This window comes from Fervidicoccus fontis Kam940, from assembly GCF_000258425.1.
GTDB lineage: Archaea > Thermoproteota > Thermoprotei_A > Sulfolobales > Fervidicoccaceae > Fervidicoccus > Fervidicoccus fontis.
In genome coordinates this window covers 1,198,234-1,214,202 of sequence record NC_017461.1, presented here as the reverse complement: position 1 = coordinate 1,214,202, position 15,969 = coordinate 1,198,234, and the positions used below count along the sequence as shown (strand labels likewise).

The window sequence follows — 15,969 nt, the reverse complement described above, 5'->3', positions numbered from 1 at the left end:
CCTTTAAAGGCTGATCACTGAGATTTGATTATAGAATAAAAGCCTGGAAATATTTTAAACTTTATTTGTCTTCAAGGATAAGGCTTTCAGTCGTAAATCGAAAAAACTGTCAATCAAAATTAACTCAAAAATATATCTGAATAAAAGTTTATTCTTTAAAAACCATGTAATTTTAATATATTACTCAAAATTTTCTGTTATCCAAATAATGCTCCTAATCCACTAGATAGCTCCTCTTCGCTTAGCTCCTTTTTCTCTTCCTCAGCCTTCTCTTCCTTCTTTTCCTCCTTCTTCTCCTCGCTAGCTGGTGCAGCTGCAGGTGCCGCAGGTGCTACTGCGCCTGTTACTAAAGCAGATTTTAACACTTCATCGATGTTTATTTGCTGTAGAGCTGCAACAAGCGCTTTAACCCTCACATCATCTACTTGTATTCCCGCAGATTCTAGAACTTTCTTTATATTTTCTTCATTAATGTCTTTCTTTGCACTATGTAACATGAGAGATGCATATATGTACTCTATAGTTCATCACCCCTTATGCTATTAAAATATCATTATTTTTATGCCTTTATATAAATTGAGTTTTTTTCTTTTTTTGTTCGGCTAAGCTTTGCTCAGCCTCATCAGGATATTTATACGAATTAAATCACATCGCATATAAAGATATGAAAAACAATTTAAAAATTTTCTGTTATCCAAATAATGCTCCTAATCCACTAGATAGCTCCTCTTCGCTTAGCTCCTTTTTCTCTTCCTCAGCCTTCTCTTCCTTCTTTTCCTCCTTCTTCTCCTCCTTCTTTTCTCCTTCAGGAGGTCTCTGTAATTGAACTCCTTCTATTCCCAATTCTTTTGCCTTGTCGCCCATAGCAGCTACAATGCTATATGCCTTAGATGCAGCAACTCTCAAAACATATTCTGCATTATCACTTGTAATGTATCCAATTTCTGCAGATAAGTGCAAAGCCCTTTTATAGCTTTTTATTAAGGATAGCTTAAGCGCTTCAGGCTCAGGATATGCGATCTCTGATGCTAAGCTTATAGCCTGAATGTATGACTGGATTAAGCTATTTCTGTACTCTTCAATGTTTAAGCTCAAAGATTCTGCAGGTAATAGGACACCATCGTCTAGTGCATACTGCAAGCTTAAACCGACTTCCCCAGGAGAAATGCCCAGTCGTTGAAGCATAGATGCGAGATCTGCGCTTATTACATCACCAGGCTTTGCGAGTACTGTCCTTTTTGCAATCCAAATGGTTCCGTTTTGAACTTTTGTGGGAATTTTTAGCTTTCCGAATGCACTTAACAGAGGCCCTGGCTGAAGGTGTGTATCCATGGGCTCGACTGCAATTTCTCTATCAACCTTCATTCCAGCTTTAGCAGGAGCAGGCAATCTCATTCTGTTAATCATTGCCGCTAACATAAATGGGTTCAGTTTTGAAAATACGAATATTTTCTGGTCCTTTATCACTTCTTTCAGTTTTTCTTTTCCTTTAACGTCTGCCTTTTCCAAAGCTATGAGAAATAAGTTGTTTTTTACGCTTTTAATGACAATAGCGTCATCGACTTTATCTCGGAGCATCACCTTGATTTTTTGGATCAAACTTGCAGGTACATCTTTAGCATCAATTATTCCTAGTACAGGGTATTCTTTCATTAATTTAACTAATTCGTTTACTTCCTCTTCCTTCCAACTAGGGACAACTTTCTGTTTTACTATAAGCCTCATTATGCTCACCTCATTCTAATTTTTACTGGAGGTCCCATAGCTTTTTTGAAATATATAGCATCGACATTTGAAAGAGTCTTAAGCTTATTTTCTATTACATTCAGTATTGCAATTGCGTTTTCAGTCAGTTCTTTTAACGTATTATCTTCAGTACCTATTTTTACTTGAATTTGTGGCTGATCTTTTATTCTTACAATTGCTATCTTTTTATATCTTTCCAATATTGATTGAAGATCGCTTCTTGGAGGCAAAGGTATCGGAGCTTTTCCTCTAGGTCCTAGTGCTGGACCCAAAGTTCGACCGACTTGAGACATCAAATCCGTTTGTACAAGAATTACATCGCAGTTTTTTGCAATCTTTTTAGCTTTTTTCTTATCCTTACTTATTTCATCCAAAATTGCTTTATCTATAACCTGTTTGACATTTAGATTCTTTGCCTGAAGTGCCAAATCTCCGTCAGCTACTATACAAATCTCTGGTTCTTTTTTCGGTGCATTAGGCAGAAATACGTTCTCTCTAATCTTAAATTCCGGCTTTTTTGGATCTATTTCTTTAAATGTTATTATCATTTCAATGCTTTGCTTAAAGTTTCTCTTTGGACTTTTTTCCAATACCTCTCTTAAAGCATTTTCTATCTTCTCCGTTAATGTTGTCGCTTGAGCCATAGTAACGTGACACCCTTATTTTTCATAAACTATTTTTTATTTTTCATTTTTAAGTTAAAAACGATGTCTCCTTTTAATGTTCTTCCCAATCCTTTATATAATCTTCTATTATTTTATCATATGTGCCGCTTTCAAGCTCTTTCTGAACATCTTTAGGGTCTTTACCCTCGACTGTGAGACCTATGCTTCTTGCACTCCCTAAAAGCATCTTCACAGCTTTCTTTAGATCTCTTGTAAGTAACTCGTTTTTCATTATTATTGCTACCTCAGCTAAATCTGCTACCTTGATATCGCCAACTTTTTTATGAGCAGGATCGCCGCTGGGCTCTTTTGCTTTAGCTTTCCACAGAAGTAGTTCGGTTACTGTAGGCGGCTTCACTTCTATAATATAATCTTTAACAGAAGGATACAAATATATCGTTATCTTTACTTCCTTCTCTTTTAAAGCACCTATCCTCTTATTTATTTTTTCAGCTATTTCATCTACATTAAAACCATATTTTTTAGCTTCTTCTAAATCTTTCTGAGAAACGTTTCCTGTTTTTACGCTTAAATTTATAATTTTAACTTCACTCATTTTATTCCACCTTCTTTACCGGTTTTACAAACTCACCCGGAATAGTTACTTTGAGCGGATATGCGGATTCTAAAATATTTAGAACCACTTCTTGCTTGACTTTATCTATTTCAATTACCTGCGCTTTTATGCCCTGGAATGGACCTGCTATAACTTCTACGGTATCTCCGGGATTTAAAGTTTCGATTGTCGCTTTTGGCTTGGTCATTCTTTCTACATCTTCAACTGTAAGTGTTCCATAAACTCTCTTTCTTAAATGTTGCATATCCTTAATTACAGCTTCAACCGCACTCGATTTTTGGCTTTCTAATACCAAATACCCCTTTAACTTTGGAGGCAAAATTATTGAATAAATGGGAGAATGCGAAAGAGCAATTTTCCTCTCAAGAAGCAATGCTACATTTAGCTCCTGTCTAGAAACTGTTCTGATTAAATAAAATGAACTTTTCTTCTCGGCTGGCTTCTCACCATTATTTATTTTTTCGTTATTTTCCATTTTTTTCACCTTATCGCTGGAAGAACAACAGTTACCATAATGTGAATTATGTATGCGATGGTTCCAACTAGAGTAAACCCTATTATATTTAACTTTAACAGCAAATTAAATTCTTCTTTATCGGGTCTTCTAGACAGTTTCAGTATTTTTCGCCACATTGACAGCATTTCCTTAATTTTGCTTTCCTCTTTGCTTTCGCTTTTCATCTTTTTACACCAAACTAATAGAGTAAAAACAAAACTATAACCAGAGATCCCGCGCGTTTTTCCTATTTACAGATTTTTTATTAGGTGCCGCGGCCGGGATTTGAACCCGGGTCACGGGCTCGAAAGGCCCGCATACTTGACCGGGCTATACTACCGCGGCTCACTCTAAATTTTTTTAATTGAGGGTTTATAACTCTAACATCTTTTTTAAACTTAAAATTTCTTTCGCTAGTGCCAATTTATAAAAGTTAATTTTAGAGAGCTTTCATTTTATGATAATTTTTTGTCCTATATTTTCACACGATTTTTCTTTTTTATTAAAAAATAGAGTAGCAAATAAATTATCACAACTACGGCTACTATTTGACCGAAGTCGAGAGAAATGACAGAATATCCTCCGTGAGTTTCAATGATGAATAAAGGATAAATCTTAATATTTTCAGGAAATGAGAAAATAAAAATATAATTGAGAAGAATGAAGAGGATTCCTAATAATGTTATTATTGTAAGAAAAATTTTCTCGTATTTTTGCCCTGAAGGCTGAAATATTATAGCTAATATAAAAGCTAAAAACACGAGAAATATAAGAGGTTGTAAAAACAGCAAACAGTTCACCTTTTTACAACTACATTGGTTTCATTGTTAATGCGGCGGCCGGGATTTGAACCCGGGATCACCGGCTTGGGAGGCCGACGTCCTAGTCCAGGCTAGACGACCGCCGCTCTACTTTTCTTTTTTTCTTTGATCCCCTTTTTAAATCTTACAAACAAAGATCTTGTCAAGTACGGCGTGAATAAAAAGTTTATCTCTTTCAGACCATTTGCGAAACCAAAAAGAAAGGCAATTAACCAGAAAAAGAAGAGTGAACTGTTATTCATTGATCATGAAAATTGAAAAAATGCGAATTTAAAATGCCATAAAGCTCAGCATTTCCGGCTCTCTTCATATAATTGTCGAGAGACCCTCTTCTCATCATTGCTTTAGACAGCCAATTATAATTTATATATCAACAGTTATTTTTAACTTCCAAAGATCTGATTCTCTTGTTACGTTTATTTGCGAATAAGTTGGAGCTTTAACATGTGTTCTTGATTCATGTTTCCTTTCATTATAGCGTTCTCCATATGCAACTCCATTTACTAAATATTCTTCATTAAGTTTTTCAATTTTTTCAACCTTTATTTCCCTTGCTAAAAAACCTTCAGCATCAAACAAATATAGAAATTCTTCGACCCATCTGTAAAGTAAGTTTTCTAAATCAAAACCGTTTACTTTTAATTCTTTTTTTTCTTTTATATCTATTTGCGACGGATTTGTCATTATTTCCATCAAACCTTTAGCAATATATTCAAAAGCTCTTTCAAGAGTTTTCCCTCTCGCGACAATAATCACATCAGAAGTATGCTCCTCAAAGGAATAACCTTCGCCTTCCATCTTTATCACGCATTAAATTTTTATTTTAATATAAAATGCAAAAATTTTTCATTATTATCAAATATATTTCTCTAGATGGCATATTATTCTATCTGCAACCATCCATGCATCCATGATGAAGTCTTTTTTTAATGAAATAGACCTCCATGCTACCATTTTTGTATCTTTACTGAAATCGCCGTGGGGAAATCCTCCGATTAAAAAAGAACACGGAGGAAAGTAAAACTTTTCTAGTTCATTATATTCCACTTTTTCAGCTTTTTCATGCAACAAGATTGGCTTTTCTATATTTTTTTCTTTTAAGTATTCACTAAGCTTAACATTTTTTCTCAGAATAAGCAATGCCTCTCCACTTCTCGGCACTTTTTTGTATTTGTACAGATTTTGGATGAGGGATACGAACTGAAAGTAGTTTTTAGGAATTCTTGTTATTGGGTTAACTTCAATAATATCATTATTTATTGTGTGAATGAACACCTTCAATTTTCCCTTTAAGTTTAAGTAAGAATATTGCGTTGCTAGAAGAAATTGATGGATTATATCGGGTCTTCCCCTTTTTTCTTTTTCTTTTAAAACTTTCATCTCTTCATAGAATAGGCTTTTATCTAATATAAGATATTTTGGTTCTATATTAAATCTCCTAGATAGAATAACAGCTTTTTTCGAATTAACGAGCTCTTTTGGTAATGGCTCTAAGGAGCTTTCAACCAAGCCTATTATATACAATGGTCCTCCAAATTTTTTTTCTTCATGTTTGTTTATAATTGATGACGCCTCCATTTATTTCAATGATTCTTCGTCTAGCCCTCTACTCTCTAGAAAACATTAATCGTGTTCCGAATATACATTCACAAGCTATATATAAAAAGCTTATTTCATGTGCCTTTATATTAAACTTAGATTGGTAACTAATAAAAAATTAAATATTATAAATTATTAAAAAATTAAAAGGTGTTCAATATGGTATGTAAACCAATTATTATGGTTCACGGTGGCGCTGGAAGCTGGAGTAAAATACCTAAAGAAACGAAAATTTCTGCACAGCAGGCTTTAAAAGATGCCGTAACTTTTGGTATGGAAATCCTAAAACGCGAAAAAAGTGCAGTTGAAGCAGTAGCTGAAGCTATAAGAATTTTAGAGGATTCAGGAAGCCTAAATGCCGGATTAGGTTCTGTAACAAACTCTGAAGGCTATATGGAATTGGATGCGGGAATAATGGATGGGAAAAAAATGGATGCAGGTGCCGTTGCTGCGATTAGAGGAATTAGAAATCCTATACTTGTCGCCATGAAGGTTATGAGAGAAACCCCACATGTAATTCTAGTCGGAGAAGGGGCACAGAAGTTCGCTTTAAGTAAAGGTTTTAAAATAGATGAAAGAATCAATGTTAAAAAAGATGTAAAAGACATTAGCATTAACATTGAAAAAAGATCGAATTGGATCCATGATACCGTAGGAGCAATCGCTATTAGTTCGGATTGCGACACTGCAGCGGGGGCAAGCACCGGAGGAATAAGAGGAAAAATGCCAGGAAGAATTGGGGATACGCCTATTCCCGGCGCAGGGTATTATGCTAATCACTTCGCTGCAGCTGCAGCCACTGGAATAGGGGAAGTTATAATTTTGACAGGTGCTACTAGATGGATTGTAGAAAGGGGAACTTTAGCTGGAAACGTTCTTTTTGTGGGAAAAGATTTAATCGAATATGTCAATCGAATGTACAGCACTAATACAATTGGAATAATAATGGCCGATATAAGAGGCAACTATGGCAGAATTTTTAACACAGAAGCGCTCCCATATGGAGTATTTACTGAGGATATGCAATCTCCTGAGGTTGGAGGTATACCGCTATAAATTTCTTTTTAAAATGAATGTGTTTCCTCTAATTTCTACCAACTCTGCGTTAAGAAGAGAAGAAACTTTTTTTGCGATTTCCTCTCTTTCTTCGCCACTTGATTCGATAAAGTTTTTATTAATTCTTATTTTGACAACCTTTTTTACCTTTAATCTTGTGTCTATTTCTTTTATAATTCTCTCATTAATGCCGTTTTTTCCAATATTGATATCGGCTCTGACCATTTTGCTTTTCACCACATCTCTAGGTTTAAATATGATTTTTTTAGAATATCCACAATTTAAGCATTTCACTTTCAAGTATGAATTTCCACTTTTTGAATGTATCCTGTAAGAGGAGTTTACTCCAGGTATAAGTATGGCTCCGCACCTTTTACAAATGAAATGCTTTAAATCATCTCGGACTGGCAAGTTCGTTTTTTGAGCAATACTTTTAATATATCTGCCACCGTATCTCAGAAAATCAACTGAACGGTACTCAAAAAACAGAAATGTTGCTTTATAAAAAACTCTCTCCATTTCATTGTAAGCTAATCTCACATACTTTTTTCGTTTATTCATCTTTCTATTTTTCTCCCAACAGCGTTTTTATCAGCCATTCTTTATTGAAAGGTACTATATCATCATAATTTTGACCAGTTCCTAAAAAGTAAATTGGCTTTTTGGTTTCTACAGAAATACTTAAAGCGACACCGCCCTTTGTATCAGCATCGCTTTTTGTTAGGAAGAAGCCCTCATATCCGACATTTTTCTCATAAGCGATCGCTTGCTCTACTGAGTCATTGCCTGATAATGCATCTATTACTAACAGTCTCAAATCATATCCAACAACGTCTATAATTTTCTTAAGTTCATTTATTAAGTCCCTGTCTACATGCATCCTTCCTGCAGTATCAATAAGAACAACCGGTATATTTTTCTTTTCCGCATATGCTATTCCGTCAAATGCAATGGAAGCCGGATCGCTGTTATACTTAGCCCTTATTATCGGCACTCCCAATCTATCTGCGTGAACTTGCAACTGCTCTTGCGATCCTGCTCTAAAAGTATCTGCTGCGACAATTAACGGGGTCATTCCGTTCTTTTTTATGTAGTTTGCCAGCTTTGCAATGGAAGTAGTCTTTCCTACTCCATTTATCCCCATAAATATAATAATAAACGGTTTTTTTTCTTTAGCTTGTTTATTTTTAATAGCCTCTATAATATCCAAATCTGGTTCCGGTATGTTTTTCTTTATAAAATCAACCAGAGCCTCCTTAATGCTTTCTTTTATATCGCTGTTTTTTGGCACTCTCTTTCCAATAATGGTATTTTTCAATGTATTAATTATTTCTTCTGCAACTGAATATGCTACGTCGTTCTCCACTAACTCCAGCAAGAAATCATTTCCAATTTCATCAAAGTCTTCCGGCTTGATCTCCTTAGTTTTAAATTTTTCCGCTAAAGAATTTGAAAAGCTTTCTATAGATTTTTTTAGCCTACTAAACATAATTTAAATCACAAATTATCTTTGTTGAGATAGAGCGTATATTAAGCTCTGCAATTTCTGATATTCCTTATTTTTTTCATCATATTCCTTACTCATTCTTTTTAGCTCTTCGGTAATACTATTTTCTCTTTCAGCTAGCACGCTTTCAGCCCTATCGTAAGGAAGCTCCGCATATATGTCAAGACCTAAATGAACTAAAGGGTTCCCATCGATATTTGCCTTCAGTTTTACCATGAGATTGCTATCCTTATCCATGCTTACAATGATATCACTTGTATTTTCGCTATTAATTCTCTTAAGGGCCTCTCTAGCGATTTTAACCTCTAAAAGTCTTTCATTTAGCAAACCTATTGCATTCCTCAGGCTTTCCAAATACTTCTCAAGATTTGCTACTGTTTGTAAAAGGGCTTCGGCATCTATTTGAACTGTTCTGCTCATATATTCCACCTATCAATAGCTAACAAATCCTGAATGTTCTTCGAAACGGCTTCTTTATTGGCAACTTCTTCTACTTTATTAATCTTTATGTGAAATCTTCTTAGTTTGTGCTTGCTACCAAGCAATGAATATGTCTTGTTAATAGCATCTTTTTCGCTAGTTCCTGTCAGCTCCAAATTAAACTTCTGCCATTTTGGGAAATGATCATGAGAGATGAGCATTTCTCCTGAAATTCTGTAAACTTTAACCTGAGTCATTATTGAAGCACCACTGTAAGGAATTGATTAGATATTAGATTAATATTTTTTATTTCATGAATATAGAAAGTTTTAAACTTAATAAGTCTTCTTTTTCAGTTGAAAACCTCACCTTTCAAGGTGGAATGAAAATTATAGTTTTTCTAGCTTTATCTTTTATTACTGACCTCCTTGCCTTTTGGGGCGGAGAGGCTTTCAGCTGTAAAGAATCTATAATCCAACTTAAGGGAACTTTATCTCGAGAAGAGTCAAAATTATTTACAAAACTATAAGCAGATTGCTAGATCTCTTGATTTAAAAGAGAGGTAATATTGAGAATTTCGGTTCCTGTCGTTGCACTACCTACTAAAACTCCATTGTTGTTCGCCACTATGCCAGACTTTACAAATGGAACTCCTTCATTTACTGTCGTCTGAACTACTTCAACTTTCATGTCATTTTTTATTTCTGAAGCATCAGAGTCGCTTAGCATTGGATGAACAAAAGCTACATAATCGTTTGATACTATTATTGATCCTATAATGGAAATACCCAAGTAGCTTTTCTTGCTTACCTTAACATCTAGCAAGTCGCTTATTTTCCTAGCTATTTCGTCCTCAAGCAAAGGCGAGATATAAGCAAACTTATTGTTAGCAGTTATATAATTTCCTAAAGCAGTAAACTTGGAATCAATAATTCCTATTTTCACAGATCCTCCTATGCTTTCTTTTAAGCGATCAATTTCTTCGCTTTTTACTGCATATGGAAGAAGGATTGCTCTATCATTACCTGAGACAAGGACTCCTATAATTCTTGTATCCATTATAGTGGTTTCTATAGCATCTACTCCTAATGTTTCTTCAACAACTTTTTTTGAGCCATGAGAAATCCCATTTGGAACTAATGCGAATTTGTTATTGCTAAATATGTATACTCCTATGTTATGATTCCTAAATACAGAGAGCTTGGAAAAATTCATTTTTTGCACCTAAAAATACAAAAAGTTTTAAAGCATAAGTATTGTATGATTAAAAAATTACTCCTCCTTCCCCTTTTCTTTCTTATTTTTGTTTTCGACTTTCTCAACTTTTGGCAACTCAACCTTAACTTTAGTAGGATGTTTCCTTACTTCTCCGCTCTTAGTTTTAATTTCCTTCATTTCCTCTGCAATTATTTTAACTCTTAATTTTCTTGGGGGCTTCTCTATGCCTCTACTCCATATTAACTTGTTTACTGAGTCATCTATTTTAATTTCTTCTGTGTGAAACCTTCTCCTTATATAATCCTTTATATATCTAATAGCCCTAGCTGCTCTGCTCGTCTTCCTGGAAGAATAAACTTTTCTCAAGTTTATGACTTCTTCGAGCTCATTACCCTTCATTTAAACCACTCTCATACTTTTAGTTTATTCCTCCTCCAAAATCTCCTCTTAAAATTGAATCTTACTTTTCTTTTTGTTTTTACAGCCACCCATACAGGAATAGGACTATTTGATTTTAAAGCTTTTGAAAGTCTTAACTTCCTTGCCAATGGCTTGTAATGAGCCATAAAACTTTCACCATTTTTCTTAATACTTCTTTATTCTTTTTCTCTTATTTTTATATTAAATTCCTTTCTTGATCTAGTAGTTATTTCAGCTAATAACTCTTTAATTTGCTCTTCAGTAATGGGTTCTGTAATTCTCCCGCTCTGCGCAAGCACAATTAATTGGTTTTCTATAGCTTCTGCAAGCTCTGGCCTCACTAGCTTCACATTATTCAGTCTGTCTCTAGCTTGTGGGGTTAAGATTTTTCTCAGAATTTCTTGTTTCTGTGCTTCTGCCTCTGTGGCTCTTCTCCTTCTCTCTTCCATTTCCATTCTTCTCTGAAGCTCCAAAAGCTTTCTCTGTTCTATTTCTGCTAGCTCTTCATCGTTATACTCGTCGCTCATTTTTTACACCTACTTTATATTTATAATTTGCAAAAAGCTTTAATTAGCTTTTATTAAAAAACAACTTCTAATTATACAAATTTTGATCATAAATATCTCTTCAGTTCAGGGGTTTGCTCAGCCAATTCACTCATTATTTCTTTTGAGATTCTATCTAGGAGTGAAACAGCATTAGGTGTAAGCGTTCTTCCTTTACCAGATATTCTTGTCACCAGTCCTGCTTTTTCTAGCTGTTTTAGAATGTTTCTGGCGATTGCACCAGAACCCTTTCTAAAGTGCGGTGGAGAAGAGCCAAACCTTTTCTTTCCGCCATAGATAACTCTGAACCTTTCTATTCCTACCGGTCCTTTTGCCTTGTATAGCTTCCTCAATATTGATGCTGCTCTATAATACCACCAATCCTCCTGCAAAGGAATATACTCTTTATATGAGCCCGTTTTTGAAAATTTACTCCATTCTGGAGGATTGATAACTTCGCTGTAGTTTTCTTTTAAATATTTTGCCAATCTCTCAACCAATATACTAGGGGGTACTTGCATAGCATTAACCATGATTTTTACACCAGTGCTATCATTTTATTATTATATTGTATTCCTAACCATTGAATTATTTTTTAACAACGGTTTTTAAATATAATGAATTTTTAAACATTTAAATACTTATAGCTAACCAGTATCTTTAAACATCTTGAAATTTTAGGAGTTAAAAATAACAACCGGAATATTCTAAAAATTGATAGGTTCAAATACATACTCCACAATTACGAACTTTGAGAAGCTAATAGCTTTGCAGTCTCAGGAGAGTATTCCCAATTAGGAGGTAACCTTCCTATCCTCTTATAATATCTGACAAGTCTTCTTATTTTAGACTCTATTTCTTGCAAACCTTTCTTTACATTCTCATCTTTCGGATGTTCTGAAAGATGCCTTCTAACGTTTACCGCCCTTCTGATTAAATTGTAAAGGTCCTCAGGTATTTGCGGTAATAGTCCTCTTTCCTTCAGTATTTGTGTTATCTTTTTATTTGTAACGGTTTTAACTAAAGGTATACCATACTGATCTCTCAAAATTATACCTATCATTGACGGTGGATATCCTTTTTTCGCTAATTCTACTACCAACTCTTCAATTTCTTCGGGTTCGAGTCTTAACCACTTAGGCGTGCCAACGCTCACTGGTCTCGTACTATGCGACTTGCCCTTCTCTCTTTTCTTATTCATTCATCAATCCCCTCTATAATTATAAGCTATACTCATATTAGATGTCTTTGACGGCTGAACGCCGTTTTTCCAATTAGACAAATTCTACTTTGAAAGCAATTTTCTTTAGTCTTTTTTTAATTTAAAAACGTTTTTAAGCTTAACGCCTTTGTGCCAGGATGGGGGTCTTCATACAGCAATGATCTTAAATTCTCAACGAAAAGTAAGGTGTTTGAAGGTGTCATCAAAAAGGAGTAAGCATAATGATTGCAGAGAGATTTATAAATAGCATGAAATAACATAAACATCAAAACATAAACTTTTATGACATGCAAAACTGTTTTTCTAGGTAATAAACATGTTAGTTACAGTGAGAGATCTAAGAAAGAATTATGGAGAAAAGGAAGCATTAAAGTCAATAAGTTTTAATATTGATGAAGGAGAGATATATGGATTAATAGGTCCGAATGGGGCTGGAAAGTCGACAACGCTTAGAATATTAGCAACTCTTCTTAAGCCTACAAGCGGTGAAGTTTATATAGATAACATAAATGTGGCAGAGGAACCTGAAAAAGTTAGAAAAATCATTAGCTACCTTCCTGAAGAAGCTGGAGCTTACCCGAATATGACGGGCATAGAATATCTTAAGTATATCGCAGAAATTTATGGAGTAGATGAAAGTTTTATAGAAGTCGGGAAAGAAATTTCTGGGCTGGGCGATGCACTTAAAGATAAGATAAAAACATATAGTAAAGGAATGAAAAGAAGGTTGCAAGTAGCAAGAACTCTCATGGTAAAGCCAAAGTTGGCAATTCTAGACGAGCCGACTAGCGGTATAGATGTCCTATACTCGCTTCAATTAAGAAGGTCGATTAAAGACTTTTCAAAAGTAAAAAGAATTACTATCATATTAAGTAGCCATAACATGCTGGAAGTTGAGAACTTGTGTGACAGAGTGTCGTTTTTGTATGATGGAAGGTTAATTGTCGAAGGAACCCCTGAAGAAATAAAGGAGAAATATGACGCTAAAAATCTAGAAGAAGCTTTTGTGAGGGCTGTCGGAATATGAGCAGGTCTGAGTTTTTAACACTGGCAAAAAAAGAGGTCAAGGACTTATTTAGAGATCCGAAGATCATTATTACGATGCTAGTTGTGCCTATTGTTATCTTTTTTATACTTGGAGAAGTTATGGGATATTCTATATCAAAAACCTCTGAAATATCAAATATGACTGGTGTCAACATTGCTGTTATAAATTATGACAACGGCACGTTTTCTCAGTATTTTATCAACTTTATAAAGAACGATTTAAATAGCAACGTTAAAGTCTTCGCTAATGGCACTGTTTACGACTTGATGAGGAATGGAAATTATCTCATTGTTTTTGTCATTCCGAATAATTTTACATATAACATTGTAAATGGAGTAAGTGCTAATATAGAAAGCTATACATATATTAAAGAGATCAGTATCAGTTCCCTTTCCCAGGTATCACTTGCGAGCAATTTAATTATTTCTTCCTTCAATAGAATGGTTTTACTCTCATACTTAGCAAAGGCATATCCGAATATGAATGCTACATTTTTCCTAAATCCGGTTTCAGCAAATGAAAGCGTTTTCATAAATGGCAATATCTTACCTGCTAATACGATCGAATCTCTCACCGGGCCTTATACTGCTTTAATAATAGCTCCGATACTAATGTTTTCAATAGCGTCTTCCATATCTGCGTCCAGTATGGGTACTGAAAAAGAGGAAAAAACTCTTGAAATAACTCTATCGCTTCCTGTAAAAAGAAGCTATATACTCTTATCAAAAGTGCTGAGCTCATTTGTCGTTTCATTGATCGGGCTGATAGGAATGAGTACCGCAATGCTTTATTACGAATACAAAATCTTTTCTAGCACTGGAATATCTGAAGCGGGTGGATTAAATATAAGCAGTGCTTCATCAATAATCTCGCCTACAGTGCTATTCTTATTTGCTTTAGGCTTTCTTTTCGCAATTTTCGTTATTCTCTTAATTTCAATTGTCGCTTCATCTCTTGCGAACAATATAAGAGAAGCACAGATCATTGCCTCATACATATGGCTTCCATTCTTGATACCTTACATACTGCTCATTTATGTAAATATATCTCAGCTTGGAAGCTTTGGAGCTTTTATAGTTTCCATTCTGCCAGCTTCTACGCCGATTATAGCAATAAAATCTGTGTTTCTGGGTAACTATATCTATCTCCTAACAAGCTTTATTGCAAACATCCTCTACATCGCAATTATTCTGTATATTGGAACTAAGTGGTTCAGTGGTGAAAGGATAATTTCTTCAAGGCCAATACTTTCAAGGAAGAAATGAAGTAAGCAAATCAAATTCCTTTTAAAACTCTTTTTGCATAAATATAATTGTTAAATGATATTTTTTACATTATAAAAAGGTGCTACAGCTTTGTTCGGAAAAAAGATTGATAAAACGAAAATGGCGAAGGCAATAACGCAACTGAGGTTAATGGAGAACAAGCTGAGAATGATAGAAGATAGGTTGCAAAACTCAATAGACAGCAAAATGAATGAGCTACTCAAGTACAACCAATTATATGGAGTCGATGCGGCAAAAATGATTGCGGGAGAAATCGCAGAACAGAAGAAAGTGCTGTTTAATATTAGGAATATGAGAACCTCTGTTGAGAGAGTTAGAATTAGGTTTGAAACTGTAATGGATCTTAACGGCAGTGTTGAAATGCTTAAAGATGTAGTGCCCTTAGTTAATGATCTTAAGAAGAGCATCGTAAAGGCATATCCAGATCTTTCTATTATGTTTAACGATTTTGAAGAAAAACTTAATCAGATTGGTTTAGAAATTGACTCCAGTGAATTATTAAACAATCCGCAAATCCCAATGTCTGAAGGAATGAATGAGGATGTTGAAGCAATCCTGAAGGAAGCGGAAGAAGTTGCAAAAACAAGAGAGAAGAACAGGCTTCCTTCGCCGCCATAGGTGAGTCATTATGTCTCCAATGCTTTGTTTCAGTCTTACGGAGGAGCAGTATAAAAAGCTTCAAAATTTAGCAAATTCTATGGGATATTCTGATGTAGGGGAATTTGTAAAGCAAAACATATTTAATCTCCAACCTTCTAAGCTCCCTTTGACGCAACAAGAAGTAAAAACGGCACAAGAAAAAATTCAGCTTGAAAGAGATCAGTTTCAAAACTTAATACGAACGATACAGGACCTTATAAATCCGTTTACTGCAAAGATCGACGAACTTACCAGATCCTTTGCCGAACTAAAAGAAGAAATGGAAAGGATTGAGTCTAAAATCAGTGAAGTTGAAACTCGTAAAGAATTGCCGAAACAGAAGTTCCAAGCTAAAGAAACGCAGTCTCAAAAAGTTAAGCCAAAAGCCATTGAAAGGCTAAAAAGCGAAGGAGTAGTTTTCCAAAAGGACTTATCTTGGCTGAATACTCCTAGGGCTTTTTTTGAAAGATTAAGAAAAGATGGAGCTGTCGTGATGACGCTTGGAAATGAGTATGTAGCAATAGACAGAACTTTTTGGGAGGATTTCAAAAATGAACTATCAAAAATAAACGAGAGAAACGCAGATAAAGTATCTAAAATGCTGAGCGAAAAAATGGCAATTTTGTTCAAAAGACTTCTTGAAGAAGGGAAAGTCATGTATGTAGAAAATGAAGGATGGGTCGTAGAAGAAGAAGGTACCTAAA

General features: G+C 34.7%; 23 protein-coding genes and 2 tRNA genes. 5 read left to right on the top strand and 20 right to left on the bottom strand.

All coding sequences use genetic code 11. The features are described 5' to 3' along the window. Positions 1-197: 197 nt before the first annotated feature. The 10 genes from rpl12p to FFONT_RS06305 all read right to left on the bottom strand — a co-directional run bounded on the left by rpl12p (position 198) and on the right by FFONT_RS06305 (position 5,883). Positions 198-521, bottom strand: coding sequence for a 50S ribosomal protein P1 (rpl12p, locus tag FFONT_RS06350; RefSeq protein WP_148683766.1), 324 nt, complete (start codon positions 519-521; stop codon positions 198-200). A gap of 169 nt (positions 522-690) precedes the next feature. Further along, positions 691-1,725 (bottom strand): 50S ribosomal protein L10, encoded by a 1,035-nt coding sequence (locus FFONT_RS06345; protein WP_148683765.1) that lies wholly within the window; start codon positions 1,723-1,725, stop codon positions 691-693. A 5-nt stretch (positions 1,726-1,730) separates the two neighbouring features. Beyond that, a complete protein-coding gene (locus FFONT_RS06340) occupies positions 1,731-2,390 on the bottom strand; it encodes a 50S ribosomal protein L1 (RefSeq protein ID WP_014558410.1) in 660 nt (219 codons plus the stop codon). Positions 2,391-2,463: 73 nt separating this feature from the next. Continuing rightward, the gene (rpl11p, locus tag FFONT_RS06335) at positions 2,464-2,967 is read right to left on the bottom strand and encodes a 50S ribosomal protein L11 (protein WP_014558409.1); all 504 of its coding nucleotides are present in this window, start codon (positions 2,965-2,967) and stop codon (positions 2,464-2,466) included. A 1-nt stretch (position 2,968) separates the two neighbouring features. Further along, positions 2,969-3,463: a transcription elongation factor Spt5 gene (locus tag FFONT_RS06330; protein WP_148683764.1), complete on the bottom strand. Its 495-nt coding sequence runs from the start codon at positions 3,461-3,463 to the stop codon at positions 2,969-2,971. A 5-nt stretch (positions 3,464-3,468) separates the two neighbouring features. Further along, the gene (locus FFONT_RS06325) at positions 3,469-3,669 is read right to left on the bottom strand and encodes a protein translocase SEC61 complex subunit gamma (protein WP_014558407.1); all 201 of its coding nucleotides are present in this window, start codon (positions 3,667-3,669) and stop codon (positions 3,469-3,471) included. Between the two features lie 85 nt (positions 3,670-3,754). After that, positions 3,755-3,829, bottom strand: a tRNA-Glu gene (locus FFONT_RS06320). Between the two features lie 486 nt (positions 3,830-4,315). Next, positions 4,316-4,391, bottom strand: a tRNA-Gly gene (locus FFONT_RS06315). A gap of 277 nt (positions 4,392-4,668) precedes the next feature. Continuing rightward, positions 4,669-5,103 (bottom strand): archease, encoded by a 435-nt coding sequence (locus FFONT_RS06310; RefSeq protein WP_148683763.1) that lies wholly within the window; start codon positions 5,101-5,103, stop codon positions 4,669-4,671. A 57-nt stretch (positions 5,104-5,160) separates the two neighbouring features. Continuing rightward, positions 5,161-5,883, bottom strand: coding sequence for a ribosome biogenesis protein (locus FFONT_RS06305; RefSeq protein ID WP_014558404.1), 723 nt, complete (start codon positions 5,881-5,883; stop codon positions 5,161-5,163). A 180-nt stretch (positions 5,884-6,063) separates the two neighbouring features. Between FFONT_RS06305 and FFONT_RS06300 the strand changes: the two genes are divergently transcribed. Then, the gene (locus FFONT_RS06300) at positions 6,064-6,960 is read left to right on the top strand and encodes an isoaspartyl peptidase/L-asparaginase (protein ID WP_148683762.1); all 897 of its coding nucleotides are present in this window, start codon (positions 6,064-6,066) and stop codon (positions 6,958-6,960) included. Here the strand turns inward: FFONT_RS06300 and FFONT_RS06295 are convergent. The 10 genes from FFONT_RS06295 to FFONT_RS06250 form a co-directional block, all read right to left on the bottom strand. Beyond that, the gene (locus tag FFONT_RS06295; RefSeq protein WP_148683761.1) at positions 6,955-7,521 is read right to left on the bottom strand and encodes a YhbY family RNA-binding protein; all 567 of its coding nucleotides are present in this window, start codon (positions 7,519-7,521) and stop codon (positions 6,955-6,957) included. The two genes, FFONT_RS06300 and FFONT_RS06295, sit on opposite strands and share 6 nt — an antisense overlap. A 4-nt stretch (positions 7,522-7,525) precedes the next feature. Then, positions 7,526-8,449 carry a signal recognition particle-docking protein FtsY gene (gene ftsY, locus FFONT_RS06290; RefSeq protein ID WP_014558401.1) on the bottom strand — a complete coding sequence of 308 codons (924 nt, stop codon included), beginning with the start codon at positions 8,447-8,449 and terminating at the stop codon, positions 7,526-7,528. A gap of 15 nt (positions 8,450-8,464) precedes the next feature. Then, positions 8,465-8,887: a prefoldin subunit alpha gene (gene pfdA / locus FFONT_RS06285; protein WP_148683760.1), complete on the bottom strand. Its 423-nt coding sequence runs from the start codon at positions 8,885-8,887 to the stop codon at positions 8,465-8,467. Beyond that, positions 8,884-9,144: a 50S ribosomal protein L18Ae gene (rpl18a, locus tag FFONT_RS06280; RefSeq protein ID WP_014558399.1), complete on the bottom strand. Its 261-nt coding sequence runs from the start codon at positions 9,142-9,144 to the stop codon at positions 8,884-8,886. Before rpl18a ends, pfdA begins: the two co-directional genes overlap by 4 nt. Positions 9,145-9,424: 280 nt before the next feature. Then, entirely contained in the window at positions 9,425-10,102 is a 678-nt protein-coding gene (locus FFONT_RS06275; protein ID WP_148683759.1) for a translation initiation factor IF-6, read from the bottom strand. 57 nt (positions 10,103-10,159) lie between these two features. After that, entirely contained in the window at positions 10,160-10,504 is a 345-nt protein-coding gene (locus tag FFONT_RS06270; protein WP_014558396.1) for a 50S ribosomal protein L31e, read from the bottom strand. An 11-nt stretch (positions 10,505-10,515) separates the two neighbouring features. After that, positions 10,516-10,671, bottom strand: coding sequence for a 50S ribosomal protein L39e (locus tag FFONT_RS06265; RefSeq protein ID WP_014558395.1), 156 nt, complete (start codon positions 10,669-10,671; stop codon positions 10,516-10,518). Positions 10,672-10,701: 30 nt separating this feature from the next. Beyond that, the gene (locus FFONT_RS06260) at positions 10,702-11,052 is read right to left on the bottom strand and encodes a DNA-binding protein (RefSeq protein ID WP_014558394.1); all 351 of its coding nucleotides are present in this window, start codon (positions 11,050-11,052) and stop codon (positions 10,702-10,704) included. Positions 11,053-11,138: 86 nt separating this feature from the next. Continuing rightward, on the bottom strand, positions 11,139-11,603 hold the full coding sequence (locus tag FFONT_RS06255) for a 30S ribosomal protein S19e (RefSeq protein WP_014558393.1): 465 nt from the start codon (positions 11,601-11,603) through the stop codon (positions 11,139-11,141). 209 nt (positions 11,604-11,812) lie between these two features. Beyond that, positions 11,813-12,271 carry a 30S ribosomal protein S15 gene (locus FFONT_RS06250; RefSeq protein WP_014558392.1) on the bottom strand — a complete coding sequence of 153 codons (459 nt, stop codon included), beginning with the start codon at positions 12,269-12,271 and terminating at the stop codon, positions 11,813-11,815. A 337-nt stretch (positions 12,272-12,608) separates the two neighbouring features. Here FFONT_RS06250 and FFONT_RS06245 point away from each other — a divergent pair, with 337 nt between their 5' ends. The 4 genes from FFONT_RS06245 (at position 12,609) to FFONT_RS06230 (ending at position 15,968) form a co-directional block, all read left to right on the top strand. Then, entirely contained in the window at positions 12,609-13,319 is a 711-nt protein-coding gene (locus FFONT_RS06245) for an ABC transporter ATP-binding protein (protein ID WP_014558391.1), read from the top strand. After that, entirely contained in the window at positions 13,316-14,605 is a 1,290-nt protein-coding gene (locus tag FFONT_RS06240; protein ID WP_014558390.1) for an ABC transporter permease, read from the top strand. Before FFONT_RS06245 ends, FFONT_RS06240 begins: the two co-directional genes overlap by 4 nt. Before the next feature lie 90 nt (positions 14,606-14,695). Further along, entirely contained in the window at positions 14,696-15,244 is a 549-nt protein-coding gene (locus tag FFONT_RS06235) for a hypothetical protein (protein ID WP_014558389.1), read from the top strand. A gap of 10 nt (positions 15,245-15,254) precedes the next feature. Then, positions 15,255-15,968, top strand: a complete 714-nt coding sequence (locus tag FFONT_RS06230; protein WP_014558388.1) for a hypothetical protein — start codon at positions 15,255-15,257, stop codon at positions 15,966-15,968. The last annotated feature ends 1 nt before the right edge of the window (position 15,969 follow it).

Bases quoted from the DNA above. Each gene is read 5' to 3' on its own strand.
- FFONT_RS06345 (WP_148683765.1), bottom strand. From the start codon at position 1,725: ATGAGGCTTATAGTAAAACAGAAAGTTGTCCCTAGTTGGAAGGAAGAG.
- FFONT_RS06340 (WP_014558410.1), bottom strand. From the start codon at position 2,390: ATGGCTCAAGCGACAACATTAACGGAGAAGATAGAAAATGCTTTAAGA.
- rpl11p (WP_014558409.1), bottom strand. From the start codon at position 2,967: ATGAGTGAAGTTAAAATTATAAATTTAAGCGTAAAAACAGGAAACGTT.
- FFONT_RS06330 (WP_148683764.1), bottom strand. From the start codon at position 3,463: ATGGAAAATAACGAAAAAATAAATAATGGTGAGAAGCCAGCCGAGAAG.
- FFONT_RS06325 (WP_014558407.1), bottom strand. From the start codon at position 3,669: ATGAAAAGCGAAAGCAAAGAGGAAAGCAAAATTAAGGAAATGCTGTCA.
- FFONT_RS06310 (WP_148683763.1), bottom strand. From the start codon at position 5,103: ATGGAAGGCGAAGGTTATTCCTTTGAGGAGCATACTTCTGATGTGATT.
- FFONT_RS06305 (WP_014558404.1), bottom strand. From the start codon at position 5,883: ATGGAGGCGTCATCAATTATAAACAAACATGAAGAAAAAAAATTTGGA.
- FFONT_RS06300 (WP_148683762.1), top strand. From the start codon at position 6,064: ATGGTATGTAAACCAATTATTATGGTTCACGGTGGCGCTGGAAGCTGG.
- FFONT_RS06295 (WP_148683761.1), bottom strand. From the start codon at position 7,521: ATGAATAAACGAAAAAAGTATGTGAGATTAGCTTACAATGAAATGGAG.
- ftsY (WP_014558401.1), bottom strand. From the start codon at position 8,449: ATGTTTAGTAGGCTAAAAAAATCTATAGAAAGCTTTTCAAATTCTTTA.
- pfdA (WP_148683760.1), bottom strand. From the start codon at position 8,887: ATGAGCAGAACAGTTCAAATAGATGCCGAAGCCCTTTTACAAACAGTA.
- rpl18a (WP_014558399.1), bottom strand. From the start codon at position 9,144: ATGACTCAGGTTAAAGTTTACAGAATTTCAGGAGAAATGCTCATCTCT.
- FFONT_RS06275 (WP_148683759.1), bottom strand. From the start codon at position 10,102: ATGAATTTTTCCAAGCTCTCTGTATTTAGGAATCATAACATAGGAGTA.
- FFONT_RS06270 (WP_014558396.1), bottom strand. From the start codon at position 10,504: ATGAAGGGTAATGAGCTCGAAGAAGTCATAAACTTGAGAAAAGTTTAT.
- FFONT_RS06265 (WP_014558395.1), bottom strand. From the start codon at position 10,671: ATGGCTCATTACAAGCCATTGGCAAGGAAGTTAAGACTTTCAAAAGCT.
- FFONT_RS06260 (WP_014558394.1), bottom strand. From the start codon at position 11,052: ATGAGCGACGAGTATAACGATGAAGAGCTAGCAGAAATAGAACAGAGA.
- FFONT_RS06255 (WP_014558393.1), bottom strand. From the start codon at position 11,603: ATGGTTAATGCTATGCAAGTACCCCCTAGTATATTGGTTGAGAGATTG.
- FFONT_RS06250 (WP_014558392.1), bottom strand. From the start codon at position 12,271: ATGAATAAGAAAAGAGAGAAGGGCAAGTCGCATAGTACGAGACCAGTG.
- FFONT_RS06245 (WP_014558391.1), top strand. From the start codon at position 12,609: ATGTTAGTTACAGTGAGAGATCTAAGAAAGAATTATGGAGAAAAGGAA.
- FFONT_RS06240 (WP_014558390.1), top strand. From the start codon at position 13,316: ATGAGCAGGTCTGAGTTTTTAACACTGGCAAAAAAAGAGGTCAAGGAC.
- FFONT_RS06230 (WP_014558388.1), top strand. From the start codon at position 15,255: ATGTCTCCAATGCTTTGTTTCAGTCTTACGGAGGAGCAGTATAAAAAG.